We start from the raw sequence: 19,961 nt of genomic DNA, 5'->3' as shown, positions 1-19,961 counted from the left end.
CATAGATATAGAAATGCAGTATGCTGATTGCCAAAGCATAACGTTTGACTGTACGGTTAAAGATCATGTATCATACTTATTAGTAAGAAAAATTGGGCGTAGTCTAGAAATTCACAAGTGGAAACTACAATTCCCTACATTTGAACTTGCAAGCGAGGTGAATATCATTGGGGATATGAAACTTTTTCGGATTGGCGAACTCGCCAAGACCGCTGGTGTTAGTGAACGGACGATTGATTATTACACAAAGCTTGGACTAATCGCTCCCGAAGAACGTACACAAAAAAATTATCGTCTCTATAGTAATGAAACTTTAACGAGGCTTGAACGTATTGTACAGATGAAACAAGAGAAGTATAGTCTCGACGAGATTAAACAATCTCTTGAGAAGTGGCGTCTGGTTAGTACAGAAGAACAAGTTGCCAGCAAATTGACAACATTGGAACTTCACGTACAACAACTTGAGCGAGAGGTTAACGAACTCAAACCGCTACTTGGAGAGATGAAACCTGTACAAGCACGTAAAATGATGGCAGGGCTCCTCACCAAAAGTGCCGGTACAATGGAGGCACTAAAAATCTTGCTTGAGAACACCATGATGTAGCTTATTCATAGAAAGCGGAGGAATGAATATGAGTTTTAATAACGGTATGTTCGTATTGATCATTATCGCCTTTTTGCTCTCTTTATGGGCGCAATTTCGCGTTAAAGGTACGTTTAGACGTTGGTCGGAGGTACCGAACCAGAACGGAATGACTGGTTATGATGCCGCTCGCCAGATGCTTGATGCTAACGGCCTGCATGATGTTCCAATTGAACCTGTACGCGGCACACTCTCTGATCACTATGATCCGATCAATCGGGTTGTACGTTTATCAGAACCAGTATATTACGAAAACTCAATCTCAGCTGTTTCGGTAGCGTGTCACGAAGTTGGCCACGCCATTCAGCATAAAGAAAGTTATCCGATGCTGGCACTGCGTCACCGGATCTTCCCAATTGTGAACTTTGCATCCGGATTAGCTCCATTCCTGTTAATTGCAGGATTCATCTTCAATGCCATGAACCTTGTAGGTATCGGTATCATCTTCTTCTCCGTAACTGTAGCATTCCAACTCATCACTTTACCGGTTGAGTTCAATGCAAGTAATCGTGCCAGAGAGATTATGGTATCCGAAGGGTACATCCGTAATGAAGAAGAAAAAGGTGTCGCAAAAGTTCTGAATGCCGCAGCCTTGACTTACGTTGCTGCAGCGTTGATCTCACTGCTTGAGTTGATTCGTTACATCGGAATCTTCAACAGCCGCGATTAATTGGATACCTATACAACAAAAACAAAAAAACAATACCCCACCGTTAATCGGATGGGGTATTGTTTTGTTGTAAACCGAAATAATCAAGCAAGAATGAACGAAAGGACTGAGCAACCAGCGGCAATTTATCATGCGCACGATGAATTAACCCGATAGTTCGCGTTACTTTGGGATGGGAGATAGCCACATGTGCCGGTTGCAACGGATTCGTCTGGAATAACGCCATCTCAGGTAGCAGACTGACCCCCATGCCCGCAGCGACCAATCCGCGGATGGTGTCGGTCTCTTCCCCTTCAAAAGCGATCTTGGGTGTAAAACCAGCTTCCAGACAAGCATGCCATACAATAGGACGAAGAGAATAACCTTTGCTGAATAATACAAATTTATCATCCTTGAGCTGTTCAAGCGCAATTGTCTCTTCACCAGCTAACGGGTGATTAGGAGGAAGGATCGCATGTAATTCTTCCGTGAGTACAATATCGCCATCTACTTGATCATGCTTCTCTGGAAAAGGAGAAATGAATGCCAAGTCTACCTCTCCCGATAACACATCACGAATCAGTGTAGGGAACATCCCCTGCTTGAATCTGAATTTCACGTTGGGGTAGCGCTGACGGAAAGCAGCCACCACGGAAGGAATGAGATGAATCCCCAGGCTATGCGGAAACCCAATTCGAATCTCTCCATGCTCCGGGTCCAGAAACTCATGAACTTCCCCGACTGCCTTGTCCAAATCTTTCAAGATACCTTCAATTCGTTTGCAAAAAAGCTGCCCTACTGCAGTCAACTGCAGGTTTCGCCCCTTTTGCATAAAAAGGTCCACGCCCAGTTCTTCTTCCAGCTGATGAATCTGACGACTCACCGCCGACTGTGCCACATGCAACTCTTCAGCAGCCTGTGTTACATGTTCCTTCTGTGCCACTTTCAAAAAGTAATGCAACTGTCTTAATTCCACTCGCCTGATCGCTCCAATCTGTTATACCCTACTTATCCTTGACTGTATTCCATCTTGAGAACGTTCTGACTACCGCTTTAAGCTGCGGGGTTTCCACAATCTGATCAACAGTCCGTAAATAAAGAATCCACCCAACAATCCGCCAAGGTGAGCCATCCAGTTGATGCCTGACATGGCAAAGGAGAATATGATTCCGAACAAAAGCAACGTGTACATCGTTTTGCGCGAAGCCTCGTCCATCATCGTTCGCTGGAACAGCGCTACATACAGGAATGCACCATAGACGGCATAGATCGCTCCTGAAGCACCTACCGAGATGGTAATGCTCCCAACCGAGTTGTACCACGCAACAGCAAGAATATTACCCAATACACCGCCACCCAGGTACAATACACCATACCTTACCGACCCGAGCAACCGCTCCATCGGTGGAGCAAATACAATTAACGCAAAGCTGTTAAACAATAAATGACCGAAGCCCGCATGCAGGAACATGGATGTAATGTAACGCCACCATTCATGCGCGAACAGTTCATGATTCGTAAGTGCCCCAAATTTCAGCAGCACCATATTGTTCGTTGATCCACCGTTCACCGTTAACACAATAAACATGACTACATTGGCAATTAAAAAAAGCGACGTCAAAGGGAAATACTTCAAATAACCTTTCCAGTTCTCATAGCGAATAAATATCATAAATTTCTTCTTTCACTCCACCCTGTTCAGATCGGACTCACATCTCTGATCCATCGTAATGGTACATGCCCGAATTGGACAATGCCTTTCATAAAAGATTATAATGGATTTTGGCACGGATCACCAATTTATAAGGAGGAACATTATTATGACACAAGAACGTACAGGCGCAGCCACATTTAAAGGCAACCCTATTACATTGATCGGACCCGAACTGAAAGTGGGCGATCAAGCACCTGATTTTACACTGAGCAAGAACCTGGTTGAGGATGCTTCCCTGAAAGACTTCGCAGGCAAAATCAAATTAATCAGCGTTGTTCCTTCCCTGGATACTGGCGTATGCGATGCGCAAACTCGTCGTTTCAACGTGGAAGCTGGAGAACTCGGAGACAATGTTGTTGTCTTGACAGTCAGTGTTGACCTTCCGTTTGCTCAGGCTCGTTGGTGTGGAGCAGCTGGTGTTGACCGCGTAGTTACATTGTCAGACTACAAAACACGTTCTTTCGGTGAAGACTACGGCGTTCTGATCAAAGAATTCCAACTCGACATGCGCTCCATTTTTGTTTTGGATGCCGAAGACCGGATTACATATGTGGAGTATTTGCCTGAAATGACAGACTCCCCTAACTTCGAACAAGCGATTGCTGCTGTAAAAGCTTTGCTGTAGAAGTTATCATACGTTCAGAACAAAAGCGAGGAAGGTTAACCTTCACTCGCTTTTTGTTATTTATCATCTATTTCAATCATTTGCTTTATACTTGCTTAGCTTTTTATCCAGTACAGAGAATAAGTTCATAATCGTGCGATAATTGGAACCCAAGTCTCCAAGTGAACCACGTGAAGCTGAATACATATCCACCGCACTGCGAACAGGACTTACTGAGATAATGGAAACTGTAATATCCATCGTCCGTCCAAAGGTAGTCCGCTTCTCCAGAATAACTTCTCCAACAGAAGGCACTTCATGTAGCACTTTATAACCCGGAATCTTTTTGAGTGTCGAAGAGACCTCTTCCCAGGCTCTGTCTTTGGATAAGTTATAATACCGTGTTTTTAATTTGGGATCCTTGGCTCGATCGCTGGTCCCCTCCATGCTGCGGATGATACCGACGAGCGTTCTCTTTAAGGTCAAGACCCTTCCTCCTTTGATTGTAACCGTTCCATTTATGTATCTTAGTGTAACATTGTTCAAGTAGTAACAAAAGGGCAAGCATCATATTTATCATAAAACCAATCAAAAACATTCATCACAACTTAAAAACACCCTGAAATTCCTTTTGTAGAGGAAAAGTCAGGGTGCTGTACATGAAGATTTAGGAACCCGCCTATGCCGTCCGGCTACATTGTCTTATGAACCTGCTTGGCAGGTGGGTGACCGCAAAAATGCTTTTTGAAGTCCCCATGTCGTATAGACAGGGCTTTTCAGCAACATTCTGTGTTGATCTCCCGAAGACATCATCATTGGTTCAAAACAACGAATAACCGAAACGTACATCGCAGGATGTACAATTATTATATCCCTAACTGTGTAAAAAGTAAATGGCGATTCATCATGTTTTATTTTTGCAATGTAATGTTTTTGTCGTCTGATGGCTCAGATGTTTCACCATTCTCTGCTGATTGTTCAGCCAGCGCAGCAGCTTCCTCTTCTTCCTTCTTGAGTTGCATCTTCTCCATCTGCTCCTGCATCTTGTTGAAGGTTGCGTAGAAGTTAAAGAAAGCAAACCAAGCAATGATGCTGATAATGAAGAAAACAAACAAGACCGGATAACGGAAACCGATGTAGAACAGCAATCCACTTCCCAGCAATGTGGAAAATACACGGAATGGTCTGATCAGCGTAAGCAATACCGCATTTTTGATAATGAGTCCGATGGACATATGATAATGTACAACCATCGAGAAGAAGTTAAAGAGTGATACAAATAACAAGAGAAGCAGTACTAACATGATGATTCCCACGAGCTGCATATTGCGGAACTGCGTCATGTACACTGTATAATCCAGATACATAATTGCGAACAGCAGTGTGTAAAAAATACCCCCAATTAAACTTTGCTTGTAGTTTTCCTTGTAACCTACAAAGAAAGTACGGAAGATCGGTACATCCGTATCGCCCATATTCCATTTACGAACAACCGTAAACAGCGCCGAAGTCGCCGGGAACAGTGTAAGCGGTGCCACAATAGCTATAGCCCAGTTCATTTGCAATGATTCGTTTGCGAGGTTCTGCTGCATCACGAGCAGTTTCATAATCAAGAAAAACAAGAACGGAGACGAACAAATAGCCCACAACAGATTGGTTGCGGCCAGTCTCGTAATCCACTCTGTAAGCCGGTAGATCCCACCCATAGCTCCTTTAAATTCCAAACATTTCTCCTCCTCTGCAGCCTTGCGAATTACCTGAAGTCTAATATTAATATACCTTATTATAGATAGGAAAAGCCAGTACTTCCCGAAAAGAGATCGTCATTATCCTTAGCTAGCGCTTCTGGCCGCTTATGATAGTAAAATAAAATGATGCAGTCACTTTGAAAATAAAAAAATGGAGCAGTTGCCCGCTCCATTTTTCAGATCATACGTTTATATTACTCGAAAGAAGAATCTTTCGCTGGACGACGTCCTTCGTTACTGCTTGGACGCGGTTTGCGGTCACGGTTGTAACCACCTTCTCTGCTTCCACCGCCAGTGCCAGTGCTGCTGCCGCTGTTACGATCACGGTTGTAACCGCCACGTCCGCCGCCACTGCTGTTGCGATCGCGGTTGTAACCACCACCACTGCCGCCGCTACCACTTGTGCGGTTACCGCTGTAACCCGATGGTTTACGTCCGCCAGAGCGAACATCCGGTTTACGACGTTTTGCACGGATTGGATCTTCAGGAGTCAGATCAACTTGAGCATCTTTCTTGTCACCTGTCAGGAGCTTCAGTGCAGCCGACAACAGTTGAACAGAATCATATTGCTCAAGCATTTGAATCGCAATACCTTTGTATTCGTTCAATTCGCCTGATTGTACGATTTCCAGCAAGCGCTCTGCCGTCAAACGTTGTTTACCTTCAACCGCTTCTGCCATTGTTGGCAGTGGTTTACGTGGAATACGGTGACGTGTTACACGCTCGATGAAGTGCAAGTGATCAATCTCACGCGGTGTAACGAAGGACCAAGCAGCACCCTCTTTACCCGCACGACCTGTACGACCGATACGGTGAACATAGCTCTCCGGATCTTGCGGAAGGTCAAAGTTAACAACGTGAGTTACACCAGATACGTCGAGACCACGTGCAGCCACGTCTGTTGCAACGAGTACGTCAATGCTGCCGTCACGGAACTTACGCATTACCGCATCACGTTGATTCTGGGACAAGTCACCATGAAGACCGTCTGCAGAATATCCACGTTTTTGCAAAGCTTCAGCCAATTCGTCAACACGACGTTTTGTACGTCCGAATACGATCGCCAGTTCAGGAGATTCCATATCCAACAAACGGCTCAATGCTTCGAATTTTTGACGCTCAGGTACTTCGATATAGGATTGGTCAATCAATGGTGCACTAACATGTTTCGGAATCACAGAAATGTGTTCAGGATTGTTCAAGAATTGTTGTGCCAATTTTTGAATGTTAGGAGGCATTGTTGCTGAGAACAGCATCGTTTGGCGCTCGTCTGGAACTTGTTTCAGGATGGATTGGATATCCTCCATGAAACCCATGTCGAGCATTTCATCTGCTTCATCCAGTACAACAGTTTGTACATCATCTAGTTTGATTGTTTTGCGGTTGATGTGGTCAAGGAGACGTCCAGGTGTACCAATGATGATCTGTGGTTTTCTTTTCAGTGCACGGATTTGACGCACGATATCTTGTCCGCCGTAGATTGGCAGGGAGCGAAGACCTTTGAAGCGAGTAAGTTTTTCGATCTCTTCAGCAACTTGAATTGCAAGTTCACGTGTAGGTGCCATAATAAGGGCGCGGATTTTCTCGTCACTTTTTGAGATTTTGCTGATCAACGGAATACCGAATGCAGCTGTTTTACCCGTACCTGTTTGAGCTTGACCAATCAAATCTCTGCCTTCGAGTGCCAAAGGAATCGCTTTGGATTGGATCGGTGTTGCTTCTTCAAACCCGAGCTCAGTGATGGCTTGCAGCACCAGTGGTTCAAGATTGAAATCTGTAAAGTTTAAATTTGTCAAAATTATTCATGCTCCTTTTATATGGTGGACATGGTGGACAATCCACTTTGTTGTCTGTATTCTTAAGTAGCGTTAATATTTATAGGGTATCCCAACGGGACGAATTATTTTCACTAACGAATATAATTCCATGAATGGGTCCCCAACATAAGACTAAAACTACATACATGTGTTTGAAACATTTCAAAATTTTATTGCTCCATTTAGGAAAAGTTTCCTACTCAAGAATATCCACAAATTATTATATCACAAAACAATTCAAGATTACCAGCAATCTGGTTTTAAATATAAATGAGGTGATTAAATTGCCCAAAATAATTTGGCACTCTTTAGTGATCATTTTGGGTGCTGCAGCTATTGCCTGCGGCTTCAACTGGTTTTTGGTCCCCCATCAGCTTTTAAGCGGCGGGGTGTCCGGTATTTCAATGCTTCTGGGTTATTTTACAACGTTGAATCTTAGTATAATGTATTTTGTTCTTAACATTCCCCTGCTCATTGCAGGTTGGTTTATTCTTGGACGACGCTTCATTACATTAAGTATTCTTTCGGTAGCAGCCACTTCCTGGTTCATTGCGCTTCTGCCTGTTTTTGCTGTGGCTACAGACCCTTTACTTAGTTCTGTATTTGGCGGTGTGCTTATTGGAATGGGTACTGGCGTTTCCTTCCGAGTCGGCGGCTCCACAGGAGGACTCGACATTGTTGGGTCCATTTTCACGCGTAAACGAGACTTTCCGATTGGTACAGTGATGGCCGGTATGAACGGTACGATCATTATGCTTGCAGGATACCTGAGTGACAATTGGAATACGGCCTTGGCCTCGATGGTATCCATCTACATTACAGGCAAAGTGCTTGATCTGATCCATATCAGTCACGTCAAAGTAACACTGTACATTATTACAAACGAAACCGAAGCCATGTTAAAAAAATTACTTGTTCGGCCTCGTGGAGTTACCAAAATTAAGACTCAGGGAGCCTACACGGATATTGAGAAGGACATGCTCATGACCGTCACCACCCGTTACGAGTTGGTTGAAATTAAACGTATTATCAAGGATACAGATCCAAACGCTTTTGTTAACATTGTGGAAACGGTTGGTGTTATGGGTTCATTTCGCAGAAGTTGAGACACCTGTACGGTTAACAATTCACAACATTGTGGTATAATAACGGTGTACGGCTCCTAAATATGTTGTATAGCAGGTTCAACCCTTCAATTTCACAGGCCATATGCTTTCCCGAATCGCGCCGAATGACTTACCATTTTGGAATTCGAGTAGGAAAGGGTGATTATTGTGGATATGGAAACGGTAAAACTGTTTGAGATTGTCAACAGATGGTGCCCGGAAATGCTCCCTTTCTTGAAACCGAATGAACTCGACTCACTGATTGTCCTCCGGGATGGGCTGGGCATCCTGGAACAGGGAGACGCAATGGAAATCATTCAGTACAGTATTTGTGAGCATCAAAATGAGATTTACATTCAATAATTTTTTTCAGATTGATCACGCCGCTTCTTGCAGGGGATTTCCTCAGCAGGAAGCGGTTTTCATTTTTTCCATGTGTTTCATTACTTGATTAATATGGTTAAAAGCCCAGAGGCTTTAATGTATAATTCATACATGGAATGCACACATAAGGGAGTGGAAATGAATGAACATGTTTTGGGCTTTAATGGCTATGGCCTTTGGAAGCTTTGGTGGTGCCCCCGCAGTGGCGGACCAGGGAAATCCTCAATTCCAATCGTTAACCAACAGTTTTAACACCGCAATTATCCAATCTCAAAAAGATCAGGTTGTTATTGATGCCGATAACCCACCTGCCAAAATTGATCCTCAACCTGATGCACCCGTGGTCAAAGGTATCTATGTAACGGCCTACAGTGCCGGCGGTGCACGTATGAAAGAATTGCTGGAACTGACCGACAGTACAGAACTGAATGCCATGGTCATTGATATCAAAGACGATCTCGGATACATAACTTATCCCACAGAAAACAAAGCGCTTCAGAAAATGGGTAAATCCCAACCTTTTATTCGGGATATCGATGCCTTGATGAAACGATTGCAAAAACATGAGGTCTACCCGATTGCACGTGTCGTTGTATTCAAAGATACGATTCTTGCCAAGAAAAATCCGGAGCTCTCCTTCCGCAACAAGGATGGATCTGTATGGGCAAATGGCAAAGGCGACAGCTTTGTGAATCCGTACAGCAAGGAAGTATGGGACTATAACATTGAGATTGCAAAGGAAGCTGCCAAGCTTGGATTTAAAGAGATTCAATTTGACTACGTTCGTTTCCCGGAAGGTTTCGAAACTCGAGCCGATGTACTGAAATACACCAAATCTGACAAGTCACGAGTGGATGTTGTGGCTGAATTCGTGCAATATGCACGCAAGGAGTTAGCCCCGCTAGGGGTCCGTGTCTCGGTTGATATTTTCGGTTATGCCGCTTCTGTACCTGCAGCTGAAGGCATCGGACAGGATTTTGTTAAAATATCCGAAAACGTGGACGTCATCTCACCGATGGTATACCCTAGTCACTATTCTACTGGCTGGTATGGGGTCAAGGACCCTGACAAAGATCCTTACACAACCATCAAGGGTTCAATGGAAGATACACACAAGAAACTGGACCCTACCAAAGAACTCAAACCTGTCATTCGTCCGTGGATCCAGGACTTCACAGCAAGTTGGCTGGGCAGTGGGCATTATGTCAAGTATGGCAAGAAACAAGTGGAAGACCAGATTAGAGCGATGAAAGACATGGATGTGCATGAATATCTGCTCTGGAATGCGTCCAACCGTTATACATCAGGTGTACAATATAAGTAATCCGCACTCTTTCATACTTCTCATTTCATCCAACCTCGTTCTGCTTGAAGCGGAGCGAGGTTTTTTGGTGTTCATTTTTCTCTGTACACCCCTACTCTGCTTTCTGTCCCTATTCAAATTGATCAAAATCCACTACAATAAATAGCTGTCCAGATATGACACTTGGATGACATCTCTTCAGAATAGCGAGGCACTGCCAGTGAACATGAACACAACAAGTTTTTCCCAAAAAGTGAAGCAATTCCTGATTATATTTTTGCCCATCTTCACCACTCAAATCGCCCTCTCTGCCATGTCGTTCTTCGACACGAATATGTCAGGCAAGTTTTCTCCGGCCGACCTTGCAGGCGTCGCGATTGGCACAAGTCTGTGGATGCCAGTTCAAACTGGACTAAGCGGGATTTTGATCGGTATTACACCTGTCGTTTCCCATCTGTTAGGTTCCAAACGTAATGATCAGATCGGGTATAACGTCATCCAGGCGTTGTATCTCGGGATCGCTGTCAGTCTCGTCGTGATCGGAGCCGGGGCGTTGTTACTTGGCCCTATACTGAACGGAATGCCTCTGGAACACCGAGTTGCCCAAGTTGCCTTCTATTTTTTGTGCGCACTTGCTTTTGGCATTATCCCACTCTTCGGATATACAGTGCTGCGCAGCTTCATGGATGCACTTGGCCAGACACGGACTACGATGTTTATTACGTTAGTTTCCCTGCCCGTTAACATCTTTCTAAATTATCTGCTAATATTCGGCCGCTGGGGTTTTCCACAATTAGGCGGTGTTGGTGCTGGTGTTGCTACAGCATGTACATACTGGCTGATCTTTCTTATTAGTCTCTTTTTTGTCCATCGGGTCGAACCTTTCGCCCAGTATGGCATTTTCCGTCAATGGACCCGTGTATCGTTGTCCAAATGGAAAGAGTTACTCAAGATTGGAGTGCCCATCGGATTCGCGACTTTTTTCGAAACGTCCATCTTCGCTGCTGTGACTTTAATGATGAGCCGTTTCGATACCACAACCATTGCTGCCCACCAGGCGGCGCTGAATTTCGCTTCTACGCTCTACATGCTGCCTGTGAGTATATGTATGGCTCTTACGATCCTTGTGGGCTATGAGGCAGGTGCGGGGCGTCTGAGAGATGCCAGACAATACAGTCTGCTTGGAATTGGTGGAGCCATCGGACTCTCACTGCTGACAGCGATCGTGTTGATTGTGTTCGGCGAACAGATTGCAGGCGTGTATTCAAACGATCGAGAGGTCATTGCACTTACGCAGCATTTCCTCATCTACGCCATTTTCTTTCAGATCTCGGATGCGATTGCTACACCGACCCAAGGAGCATTGCGTGGCTACAAAGATGTTAATCCGGCACTGATCATTACGTTCATAGCGTATTGGATCATTGGGTTGCCTGTAGGTTATCTAACTGCTACGTATACTTCACTCGGTGCCTTCGGATACTGGATTGGACTCATTGCCGGCCTTGCTGTAGGAGCAACAGCGCTTCTCTGGAGACTCTTCCTGGTACAAAAACAAGCCGCACTCCGCAAGGCGTAACATTGATATACTCACTCCGTGAAACAACAAAAAGAGCACAATCCACGTTAAAGCGGGATTGTGCTCTTTGCGTATGAATCGAATTATTGGGACAAACGTTGTGCAAGCTCGTAAGTCACCATATCGAAATCTTTTTTTGTGTTAACCACTTTATCAATATCCGTCAGGGTAAGTTCACCCTTGATAATGCCACAACCTTTGTCTGTCTCGCCTGCGATCAGACTACGGACAGCGAAGTCGCCAAGACGACTTGCCAGGTTACGGTCGAAAGGTGTTGGCGTACCCCCACGCTGAATGTGACCCAGAACGGTTACACGCGGCTCATACGTTGGGCAACGTTCCATCAGTTCTTTTGCTACATCTTCACCCTTGCCCACGCCTTCAGCAACGATAATAATACTGTGACGTTTGCCGTGTGCAAAGTTAGCTTTCATCCGATCTGCTACTTCGTCCATGTCAAACGGAACTTCTGGGACAAGAATCGTTTCAGCACCCGAAGCAAGTCCGGCATGCAGAGCGATATCTCCACAGTGACGACCCATAACTTCCACGATGGAAGAACGTTCGTGTGAAGACATCGTATCACGTAATTTGTTTACTGCATCAACCACTATGCTTACAGCTGTATCAAATCCGATGGTATAGTCGGTGAATGAAACATCGTTATCAATCGTTCCTGGCAGACCCATGGTGTTAATGCCCAGCTTGCTGAGTTTGTTTGCTCCGTTGTAGGAACCATCCCCACCGATAACAACCAGACCGTCAATGCCACGCGCACGCAGAATGTCCGCACCTTTTTGCTGACCTTCAGCGGTATAGAACTCCTTGCAACGTGCCGATTGAAGAACCGTTCCCCCACGTTGGATGATATCTCCTACACTCCGCAAATCCATTGGGAAAATGTCATTATTCAAAAGACCCTGGTATCCACGTTGAACTCCAAATACTTCGAGACCGTGAAACAGTCCGCTGCGAACAACCGCACGAACAGCCGCGTTCATCCCCTGTGAATCACCACCGCTCGTTAATACTGCGATTTTCTTTACTGCTGTCATGATGTTTCTTCCTCCTCTAGTTTCACTTCAGGCTCCGCAATATCACACCTGACTTACATATTTTTCCGTATCCAGCGACTGAAAATGAAGAAAAATATTCTTGTGATCGGACTATTTTTCAGCAGACGTTTGGATACAACGCGAACTTCCTGTTGTTCGCTAACTTTGGGATCAGACAGGTAAATGGCAATCAGTCCTTCGATGATCATCCGGTGAAAGGAGCTTCCCGGAATCTTCTGTACATCGCTGCGTGCCATCTCCACAATAAAAGCAATTCGGTCCAGCATTGTCTCCACATTCTCATAATAGTTGCAGAAGTTGAGATCTCCCCCGATGCGGTCCTCATCCTGATCAATTAAATAATCGAGCATAATGTGCAATGCGCATACATGTGGGAAATAGGCCGTGTGGATCGAGGCCGCTTGCTCTTCAGTCAACTGATCGTCACTCGCAGCCAGAAACAGCATGAAAACGCCCAGTGTAGAGCCAGTTGCAGCAGCAAATTCGTTCCAACGAAACTGAGGTGTGCGATGACGATGCTCCGACCACCATTCGAGCAGTGCCGTTTCTCTCAGTTCCGGCTTGATATGCTTATATACCTGCAGGTCCGTGTATAGGCCTGCCAGATCCTGAATTTGGGGCTTGGCGGACGTATAGCCTGGTAACTGACGGGTCAGTTCCTGACATGTGGTCACCAGATTCCGCAGATATCCACCGTCATCCTGCTCCTCACGGAGGGCATAATAATTGACGGGAATTGCTTCGGGATCTACCGCATCAAGCATGGATTGATGGAGAAGACGAAAGTCATCCGGGTCCATCGACGTGCTGCGGTCGCACAGATTGTCCAAATAATCACTAATAGTTTGATATGAAACGATCAGCGGAATCAGAATGTGTCTGTTTGGCAAATCAGCCAATGCGTAGACGGTTCCGCCTTCACAGTGAAACTGTTTATCCTTCAGACTGGCAAGTGCCTGTGTACGCAACTCCTCATTCGGAATCGCCTCAGCTTGAGCACGCCATCCATTCAGTGCCTTCCGTGTTTCCGGAATGGTGTATTTGTACACCCCTCTCATCAATGCCAGCGGTCCACGCGGATATTGATGACGTTTTCGATTTGATTGGCTCAAAATAAATGTGCCTCCACTTGGTTGAATACGTATTAGAGCGATTTTTAACCATTCCTATTATAATATGATCCCCTTAATTGTACAAATGATCTGCCGCATATTCCGCATAAAAAATCGCATCGGCGTTCAAAGCTTTGTGATATACTATCCATATTTCATCCATCAAAGGAGTCGTTGACATGTCGTCAAGTGAATCACTTTCGTGGAGACGGTTATTTTCTTTTTTTGTGCCACTTGGCATTTCCGCCTCTCTCGTCACCATTTCTCACGTCATTATAAACAGTACATTAGCACGTTCCGCTCATCCCGAGACGGTTATTGCCAGCTATGCCATCGCCGGTAGCTTGTTAACCCTCACGGAACGCCCCTCCACCCTGCTGCGGCAAACCTGTTCCGCACTGGTTCGCGATCGCCTTTCCTTTCAGGCCCTCACGTTTGTGACCAAAATATTTCTTGCCTGTGTGCTTCTCATTGGGTTTCTTATCGTATACTCTCCCGTTGGTACCGGGGTGTTCAAATACTTGTTTGGTGTAAGTCCGGATTTGCTGAACAAAGTCATCGACGTATATGAAATTCTCATGTATGTAAGTATCTTTTCAGTGATCCGCAACATCTATCAGGGGATCATCATTACGAATAACCGCACCAAGTGGTTAACCATCGGGATGGTATTCCGTTTAGCCGGAATGTACGGCCTATCCCTCTATTTCATATACACAGACAGCATTGACAGTGGACGTGTAGGCGCTATCATTTTTGCTGCTGGCATGATGATTGAAGCGCTTGTCAGCTTTCTGGAGGGTAACAGCATCAAGCGCAAGATGCCAGCCAAGCTTGAGGATCATCCCGTCGAGAGCAAGGGAGACGTATTTCGCTTTTATAAGCCGCTTCTGTTATCCAGCTTTGTAGCGCTGTTCATAGGACCGGTTATTAACATCGTACTTGGCAAAACGACCGGGATCGCACTAGCCATTTCATCCTTTGCCATAGCAAGCAGTCTGATGCAGTTGATGCTAAGCTTCTTTACATACATCCATCAGATCGTGCTGAATTTCTACCTTGTGGACGCCAAACTGGTACGAAAATTCGCACTTGTCACCGGATTTATTCCGTTTGCGATGATGGTGTCGATTGCCTATACCCCCTTGGGACCATGGGTACTCGAAAATGTAATGAGCGTTCAGGGCGAACTTTTGCAACAAAGTCTGTGGACACTGCGTGCGTTCGTCTTATTTCCACTGATCTTCCCTTTTCTGGATTTCAGCAATGGCCTCATTCTGCTTCGCGGTCAGACAAAAACGATGTTTCGTTCGCAAACGGCGAATGCAATCTGCACGGTGATTGTGCTGCTTATACTGGTTAGTATTTTTCCTGCGTGGAACGGCATGATTGGCGCTGTAGCCCAATCCCTTGGCCTGCTCGCCGAACTTATCATTGTCTGGCTTGTCATCCGGCGCACGAAGCAAGAACCTACGATGTCCGTGCCTAGAGCCCGTAAATCAACATCCCTGAAAGGGTAATAAAATCATTGAATTGTTATAAAGATTGGAGTCTCTCATCATGAAATTAAGTCACAACGCCCGCCCGGATCAGAACTGGTTGCGGGCTCTCATGTTCACCATCTTTGGTTCCACCGTTCTGGTGGTATCCTACTTCCAGCTTTACTTCAGTCATCTGGGCTTCAGTCGGGCTGAGATTGGATATCTCTACGGAATTGGCCCCCTCATCTCTGTGTTCTCCAATATGTTCTGGAGCATGGCCAGCGACCGCTACCAAACGGTACGCAAAGTGATGATCATTCTGCTTGGTGGTCAATTGATCACAGGGATCATGCTCGCCAATGCAACAACTTTTGGTCAGGTATTTGTACTCGTGACCCTGTTTTACTTTTTCTATTATCCGGTCTATCCACTCTCCGATACGATGGCTATTACAACGGCCAGCAAGTACGGCCGAAATTTCACTTCCATTCGAGTCTTCGGATCGATCGGTTATGCCTTCTTTGCATTAAGTATCGGGTATTTCCTTGGATCTTTTGGTCCAGCATGGACGATTTGGGTCTGCGTTGGTCTTGCTGCAACTACACTATTGATCAGTTTTCAATTGAAGGATCAACCTTCGGGGAGCAGTAGCAAAATGGATCTATCTGGGTTATGGGCTATTTTGAAACGCAGAGATGTGCTCACCTTTTTTGGCTGTGTATTTTTGCTTGCCATGGGACATCGCATGAACGAAGCATTTCTTACCATCACGCTAAAAGATCTGGGTGCCAGTGAGGGGCTGATCGGCTGGTCTTTGCTGATCTCTTCCGTAAGTGAAATCCCCATATTTCTACTGCTCAGCAAGTATGGAAACCGTTATAAAGAACTGCCGCTAATTGCTTTTGCTGCACTGATGTATACGGTTCGTTTGCTTCTCATGTCCGTCTCCGATACACCTGCAGCTGTTGTTGCGATTCAGACGATGCACAGTGTAACCTTTGGTATTTTCTACGTTACGGCGGTCCGCTACATCATTCGCCTAGTTCCGGACGGCTACAGAGCTACAGGTATGGCTTTGTTCACCATTGTCTGGTCCAGTGCTTCGGGACTTCTTAGCGGAACGTTGGGCGGACTGCTGCTGGAACATGCAGGCAGACAAACCTTCTATCTCACCGCTATGGCTTTCTCCCTGGCTGCACTGATCGGTTTCGGATTGAAGTTATGGTCCAGCATGACCAATCGTGTCTCCTGAACACACAGGGAAACTTACATCGTATTCAACCGTTATATACACTGAAAATTTTAGAATCAAAAAAAGCACAGCCTCCCATGGGGGGACTGTGCTTAGGTTCTTAATATTCAGCTATAAATTTATAATATATAAGAAGTCCGTTAGCCGGATAAATTCTTACAGTTTGTTTACGTTAGCTGCTTGAGGACCACGGTTTCCATCAGTGATTTCGAATTCTACCGCTTGACCTTCTTCCAATGTTTTGAAGCCATCTCCTTGGATTGCGGAGAAATGTACGAATACGTCCTCGCCGCCTTCAACTGAAATAAAGCCATAGCCTTTTTCTGCGTTAAACCATTTAACTGTACCTTTCAAATGAAAAACCTCCTAAAAATATCGCCATCTATGGCGAATACCCTTATTATACTGTATGGGCTTCCATTTTGCAATTTATCTTTCCATAAATGTCGAAAAAATTTGCTTTGAATCGTAGGGTACGGTATCATTTTACCAAAACCGTTAGTTTGGAGACTACCTATGATAAAAAAACATGAAATATACAAAACAGACAAGTGGAATATGATGACCGTAGAAGTTCAAGGCAAATATCTCGTACTCCGAGAAATTTCGGAAGAGTGGGGCGAAGAGTGCCATACTTTCCTAAGTCGTCCTGCATTAATGCACTGGGCTGAACGCCGTTTTCCAAAAGCAGATTTTGAGAACCGTGAGGATGAATGGCGTCAATTGATGGCTGCCTTCAAAGGGGTCTAACCCATGCAGCTTGACTCAAGCAATGTCGTCATCTTTATTATCCTTGCCTTCTCTCTTGGTATTGTGCTTATTCTGGGACGCAATTCCATCCCGGATCGATTAAGACGGGGAATGGCGCTTATTGCTACCCTGCTCATTTGTTTCGCCTTTTTCCTGATCGTTTATTTTCTGTATAACATGGGAGCCTAATCACGGGGACCCAGATGCTCAAATATTTCAACGTGCCTAAGGTCATACTATACGAGATTATTCGTATCGTAAGGAGGAAGGCCGTTGAAATACCAGAAATCGCTATCTGTTATCCTGGTACTTAGTCTGATTCCTTCGTCTCTCTCCGCACAGGCAAGCGAGACGAAGGCAGCTTCGTCCATACATTCATCAGATCATCAAAGGAGGATTTCCATGAGTCAATTATTGAAACGTTCCGAGGTGCCGGCTGAACATAGCTGGAAACTGGAAGATTTATTTGCCGATCAGAAAGCCTGGGATCAAGAATATGAAGAAGTATCGTCTTTGACCAAGAAGGCCTCCGAATTCCAAGGCAAACTGAATCAACCTGATGTACTCAAATCTTGCTTCGAATTCGAAGATGAGATCAGCCTCAAAATAGAACGCCTCTTTGTGTACGCACGTATGCATCAAGATGAAGACACAGCGAATCCTACATATCAAAACCTGTCCCAAAAAGCCCAGAAATTAGGCGTACGGGTTGGTGAAGCACTTTCTTTTGTCACACCGGAGATTCTTTCCCTGCCGGATGATCAGTTGGACGCATTTATTGCGAACGAAAAACTTTCTGCTTATACATTTACGCTGGAAGAGATGAAACGCGAAAAAGCCCACGTTCTTAGCCAAGCAGAAGAGGCTTTGCTTGCACAGGTAGGCAACCTTTCACAAGCACCACAGACAATATTCAGCATGCTGAATAACGCCGATCTCAAGTTCCCAAGAATCAAGGATGAACATGGTAACGAAGTTGAGCTGACACACGGCAGCTACATTCAGTTCCTGGAGAACCCTAACCGTGAAGTTCGCGAACGTGCCTTCAAAGCGGTATACGAAACCTATGCCAAACAGAAGAACACAATTGCGGCTGCCCTGAATGCAAATGTAACCAAAAATATGTTCTATGCTAATGTTCGGAAGTACCCTTCCGTGATGGAAATGTCCCTATATGGAGATAACATCCCAACGGATGTGTATACCAATCTGGTAGACACCATTCACGAGAGCCTTCCGTTATTGCATCGTTATATGGACCTGCGCAAAAAGTTGCTGGGTGTGGATCAATTGCACATGTACGATCTGTTCGCTCCACTCGTAGACGAATACAAAATGGATATTACCTATGAGGAAGCGAAACAAACGGTTAAAGACGGTCTGAAACCACTCGGCAAGGACTATGCTGACGCATTGCAGACTGGATATGATAACCGCTGGATCGATATATATGAGAATGAAAATAAACGTTCAGGCGCATATGCCTGGGGCGCTTACGGCACTCACCCGTATGTCTTGTTGAATCACAAAGATAACCTGAACAGTATGTTCACACTCGCACATGAAATGGGTCACGCTCTGCATTCACATTACTCGGATACAACACTTCCGTATCGTGATGCACAGTACACCATCTTCCTGGCTGAGGTTGCATCCACAACCAACGAAGCGTTGCTGATGGATTATCTGCTTAACAAATCAACAGATCCAAAGGAAAAATTGTATCTGTTGACCTATTATGCCGACCAATTCCGTACAACGGTATTCCGTCAGACCATGTTTGCTGAATTCGAGAAAATTATTCATGAACGTGCGGAACAAGGTGACGCATTAACACCACAATTGTTATCCGAGATCTATTATGATCTGAACGTTAAATATCACGGAGAAGGCATGGCTGTCGACAAAGAAATTGAAATGGAATGGGCTCGTATTCCCCACTTCTATAACAGCTTCTACGTTTACAAATATGCTACAGGCTTCTCCGCAGCAACAAGCTTTTCCAAGCAAATCCTGGAAGAAGGCCAACCGGCTGTTGACCGATATCTTGGCTTCCTGAAGAGCGGTGGCAGTGATTACTCCATCAACATTCTGAAAAAAGCAGGTGTGGATATGTCTACACCACAGCCAATTCGTGAAGCTATGAGTGTCTTCAAGGAACTGATTGAACAGATGGAGCAACTAACCAAATAAGGTTGTCTTTCCATGTGACCTGCATCCCTTGCCCTTTCGGGCAGGGGATTTTATCATCATTGCAAGATGCAACATACCCGAATATGGGTAATGCATATCTAGTTCTCAATTGTTCAACAAGGAGGCAACACCATGAAAATGCAATGGGCACTCATAGCAGGTCTTGTTTTTGCACTGCTCACGGGAATCTTTGCGGTTATTAATGTGGATTCCGTACAAGTCAACCTGTTATTTAACACGGTACAAATCCCGCTGATCTTGCTGATTCTCGGCTGTACCCTGATCGGTGGAATTATTGTAGGGTCATATGGCATCTATCGCCAATACAGACTGCAACGTGAGAATAAACAATTGAAATTGCGTGTATCTGAATTGGAAAGTTCCGCGACAAGCAAATCTACGTTGGATTCTTTCAAATCGATGGATTCGCTTGACTCAAATGAATCCGACAGCCTATTGGAGAATGATTCGACCCAGAGTCAGCGCAAAGGAAACCCTACGGGAACACTGTAACCAATCAGAGACAGCCTGCTGGCGAGTCAGGAATGGT

General features: G+C 45.1%; 21 protein-coding genes and 1 other RNA gene. 13 read left to right on the top strand and 9 right to left on the bottom strand.

The window, feature by feature from the left end:
* Positions 1 to 175: 175 nt before the first annotated feature.
* Positions 176 to 604, top strand: a complete 429-nt coding sequence (locus tag C161_RS10395) for a MerR family transcriptional regulator (RefSeq protein WP_017689377.1) — start codon at positions 176 to 178, stop codon at positions 602 to 604.
* 28 nt (positions 605 to 632) lie between these two features.
* The gene (locus tag C161_RS10390) at positions 633 to 1,313 is read left to right on the top strand and encodes a zinc metallopeptidase (RefSeq protein WP_036609646.1); all 681 of its coding nucleotides are present in this window, start codon (positions 633 to 635) and stop codon (positions 1,311 to 1,313) included.
* A 43-nt stretch (positions 1,314 to 1,356) separates the two neighbouring features.
* Here C161_RS10390 and C161_RS10385 read toward each other — a convergent pair whose 3' ends face one another.
* Positions 1,357 to 2,268, bottom strand: coding sequence for a LysR family transcriptional regulator (locus C161_RS10385; RefSeq protein ID WP_036609648.1), 912 nt, complete (start codon positions 2,266 to 2,268; stop codon positions 1,357 to 1,359).
* Positions 2,269 to 2,337: 69 nt separating this feature from the next.
* Positions 2,338 to 2,964, bottom strand: coding sequence for a rhomboid family intramembrane serine protease (locus C161_RS10380; RefSeq protein WP_036670140.1), 627 nt, complete (start codon positions 2,962 to 2,964; stop codon positions 2,338 to 2,340).
* A gap of 148 nt (positions 2,965 to 3,112) precedes the next feature.
* Here C161_RS10380 and tpx point away from each other — a divergent pair, with 148 nt between their 5' ends.
* The gene (gene tpx, locus C161_RS10375; protein WP_036609653.1) at positions 3,113 to 3,631 is read left to right on the top strand and encodes a thiol peroxidase; all 519 of its coding nucleotides are present in this window, start codon (positions 3,113 to 3,115) and stop codon (positions 3,629 to 3,631) included.
* A gap of 72 nt (positions 3,632 to 3,703) precedes the next feature.
* Here the strand turns inward: tpx and C161_RS10370 are convergent, their stop codons facing one another.
* The 4 genes from C161_RS10370 to C161_RS10360 all read right to left on the bottom strand — a co-directional run bounded on the left by C161_RS10370 (position 3,704) and on the right by C161_RS10360 (position 7,154).
* Positions 3,704 to 4,096 carry a DUF1499 domain-containing protein gene (locus tag C161_RS10370; protein ID WP_017689382.1) on the bottom strand — a complete coding sequence of 131 codons (393 nt, stop codon included), beginning with the start codon at positions 4,094 to 4,096 and terminating at the stop codon, positions 3,704 to 3,706.
* 182 nt (positions 4,097 to 4,278) lie between these two features.
* A non-coding RNA gene (gene ssrS / locus C161_RS31940) (6S RNA) lies at positions 4,279 to 4,470 on the bottom strand.
* Positions 4,471 to 4,521: 51 nt separating this feature from the next.
* Entirely contained in the window at positions 4,522 to 5,334 is an 813-nt protein-coding gene (locus C161_RS10365) for a YesL family protein (RefSeq protein WP_017689383.1), read from the bottom strand.
* A gap of 218 nt (positions 5,335 to 5,552) precedes the next feature.
* A complete protein-coding gene (locus C161_RS10360; RefSeq protein WP_036609657.1) occupies positions 5,553 to 7,154 on the bottom strand; it encodes a DEAD/DEAH box helicase in 1,602 nt (533 codons plus the stop codon).
* Between the two features lie 305 nt (positions 7,155 to 7,459).
* On the opposite strand from C161_RS10360, the gene C161_RS10355 reads away from it, so the two are divergent.
* The 4 genes from C161_RS10355 to C161_RS10340 all read left to right on the top strand — a co-directional run bounded on the left by C161_RS10355 (position 7,460) and on the right by C161_RS10340 (position 11,547).
* Positions 7,460 to 8,281, top strand: a complete 822-nt coding sequence (locus tag C161_RS10355) for a YitT family protein (protein ID WP_036609659.1) — start codon at positions 7,460 to 7,462, stop codon at positions 8,279 to 8,281.
* Between the two features lie 174 nt (positions 8,282 to 8,455).
* The gene (locus C161_RS10350; RefSeq protein ID WP_029880762.1) at positions 8,456 to 8,644 is read left to right on the top strand and encodes a hypothetical protein; all 189 of its coding nucleotides are present in this window, start codon (positions 8,456 to 8,458) and stop codon (positions 8,642 to 8,644) included.
* A gap of 163 nt (positions 8,645 to 8,807) precedes the next feature.
* Positions 8,808 to 9,989: a putative glycoside hydrolase gene (locus C161_RS10345; RefSeq protein WP_036670137.1), complete on the top strand. Its 1,182-nt coding sequence runs from the start codon at positions 8,808 to 8,810 to the stop codon at positions 9,987 to 9,989.
* Positions 9,990 to 10,155: 166 nt separating this feature from the next.
* Positions 10,156 to 11,547 (top strand): MATE family efflux transporter, encoded by a 1,392-nt coding sequence (locus C161_RS10340; protein WP_442789426.1) that lies wholly within the window; start codon positions 10,156 to 10,158, stop codon positions 11,545 to 11,547.
* Between the two features lie 83 nt (positions 11,548 to 11,630).
* On the opposite strand, the gene pfkA is transcribed toward C161_RS10340, so the two are convergent.
* Both pfkA and C161_RS10330 read right to left on the bottom strand, forming a co-directional pair.
* Positions 11,631 to 12,602 (bottom strand): 6-phosphofructokinase, encoded by a 972-nt coding sequence (gene pfkA / locus C161_RS10335; protein ID WP_036609663.1) that lies wholly within the window; start codon positions 12,600 to 12,602, stop codon positions 11,631 to 11,633.
* Between the two features lie 53 nt (positions 12,603 to 12,655).
* Positions 12,656 to 13,735, bottom strand: coding sequence for a tetraprenyl-beta-curcumene synthase family protein (locus tag C161_RS10330; protein ID WP_017689390.1), 1,080 nt, complete (start codon positions 13,733 to 13,735; stop codon positions 12,656 to 12,658).
* Positions 13,736 to 13,914: 179 nt separating this feature from the next.
* On the opposite strand from C161_RS10330, the gene C161_RS10325 reads away from it, so the two are divergent.
* Together C161_RS10325 and C161_RS10320 are read left to right on the top strand one after the other, a co-directional pair.
* Positions 13,915 to 15,255, top strand: a complete 1,341-nt coding sequence (locus tag C161_RS10325) for a multi antimicrobial extrusion protein MatE (protein WP_036670136.1) — start codon at positions 13,915 to 13,917, stop codon at positions 15,253 to 15,255.
* Between the two features lie 40 nt (positions 15,256 to 15,295).
* Positions 15,296 to 16,468, top strand: coding sequence for an MFS transporter (locus C161_RS10320; protein ID WP_036670134.1), 1,173 nt, complete (start codon positions 15,296 to 15,298; stop codon positions 16,466 to 16,468).
* A gap of 156 nt (positions 16,469 to 16,624) precedes the next feature.
* Here C161_RS10320 and C161_RS10315 read toward each other — a convergent pair whose 3' ends face one another.
* Positions 16,625 to 16,822 carry a cold shock domain-containing protein gene (locus C161_RS10315; RefSeq protein ID WP_017689394.1) on the bottom strand — a complete coding sequence of 66 codons (198 nt, stop codon included), beginning with the start codon at positions 16,820 to 16,822 and terminating at the stop codon, positions 16,625 to 16,627.
* A gap of 162 nt (positions 16,823 to 16,984) precedes the next feature.
* Between C161_RS10315 and C161_RS10310 the strand changes: the two genes are divergently transcribed.
* The 4 genes from C161_RS10310 (at position 16,985) to C161_RS10295 (ending at position 19,924) form a co-directional block, all read left to right on the top strand.
* Positions 16,985 to 17,218 (top strand): hypothetical protein, encoded by a 234-nt coding sequence (locus tag C161_RS10310; protein WP_017689395.1) that lies wholly within the window; start codon positions 16,985 to 16,987, stop codon positions 17,216 to 17,218.
* Between the two features lie 3 nt (positions 17,219 to 17,221).
* Complete coding sequence (locus C161_RS10305; RefSeq protein ID WP_036609669.1) at positions 17,222 to 17,407, top strand: hypothetical protein; 186 nt, start codon at positions 17,222 to 17,224, stop codon at positions 17,405 to 17,407.
* Positions 17,408 to 17,620: 213 nt separating this feature from the next.
* Positions 17,621 to 19,411 (top strand): oligoendopeptidase F, encoded by a 1,791-nt coding sequence (gene pepF / locus C161_RS10300; protein ID WP_036609671.1) that lies wholly within the window; start codon positions 17,621 to 17,623, stop codon positions 19,409 to 19,411.
* Positions 19,412 to 19,543: 132 nt separating this feature from the next.
* Entirely contained in the window at positions 19,544 to 19,924 is a 381-nt protein-coding gene (locus C161_RS10295; RefSeq protein WP_036670132.1) for a LapA family protein, read from the top strand.
* The last annotated feature ends 37 nt before the right edge of the window (positions 19,925 to 19,961 follow it).

It is taken from the genome of Paenibacillus sp. FSL R5-192 (assembly GCF_000517845.1).
Taxonomy (GTDB): Bacteria; Bacillota; Bacilli; order Paenibacillales; family Paenibacillaceae; genus Paenibacillus; species Paenibacillus amylolyticus.
This window is presented reverse-complemented; position numbering and strand designations above follow the sequence as displayed.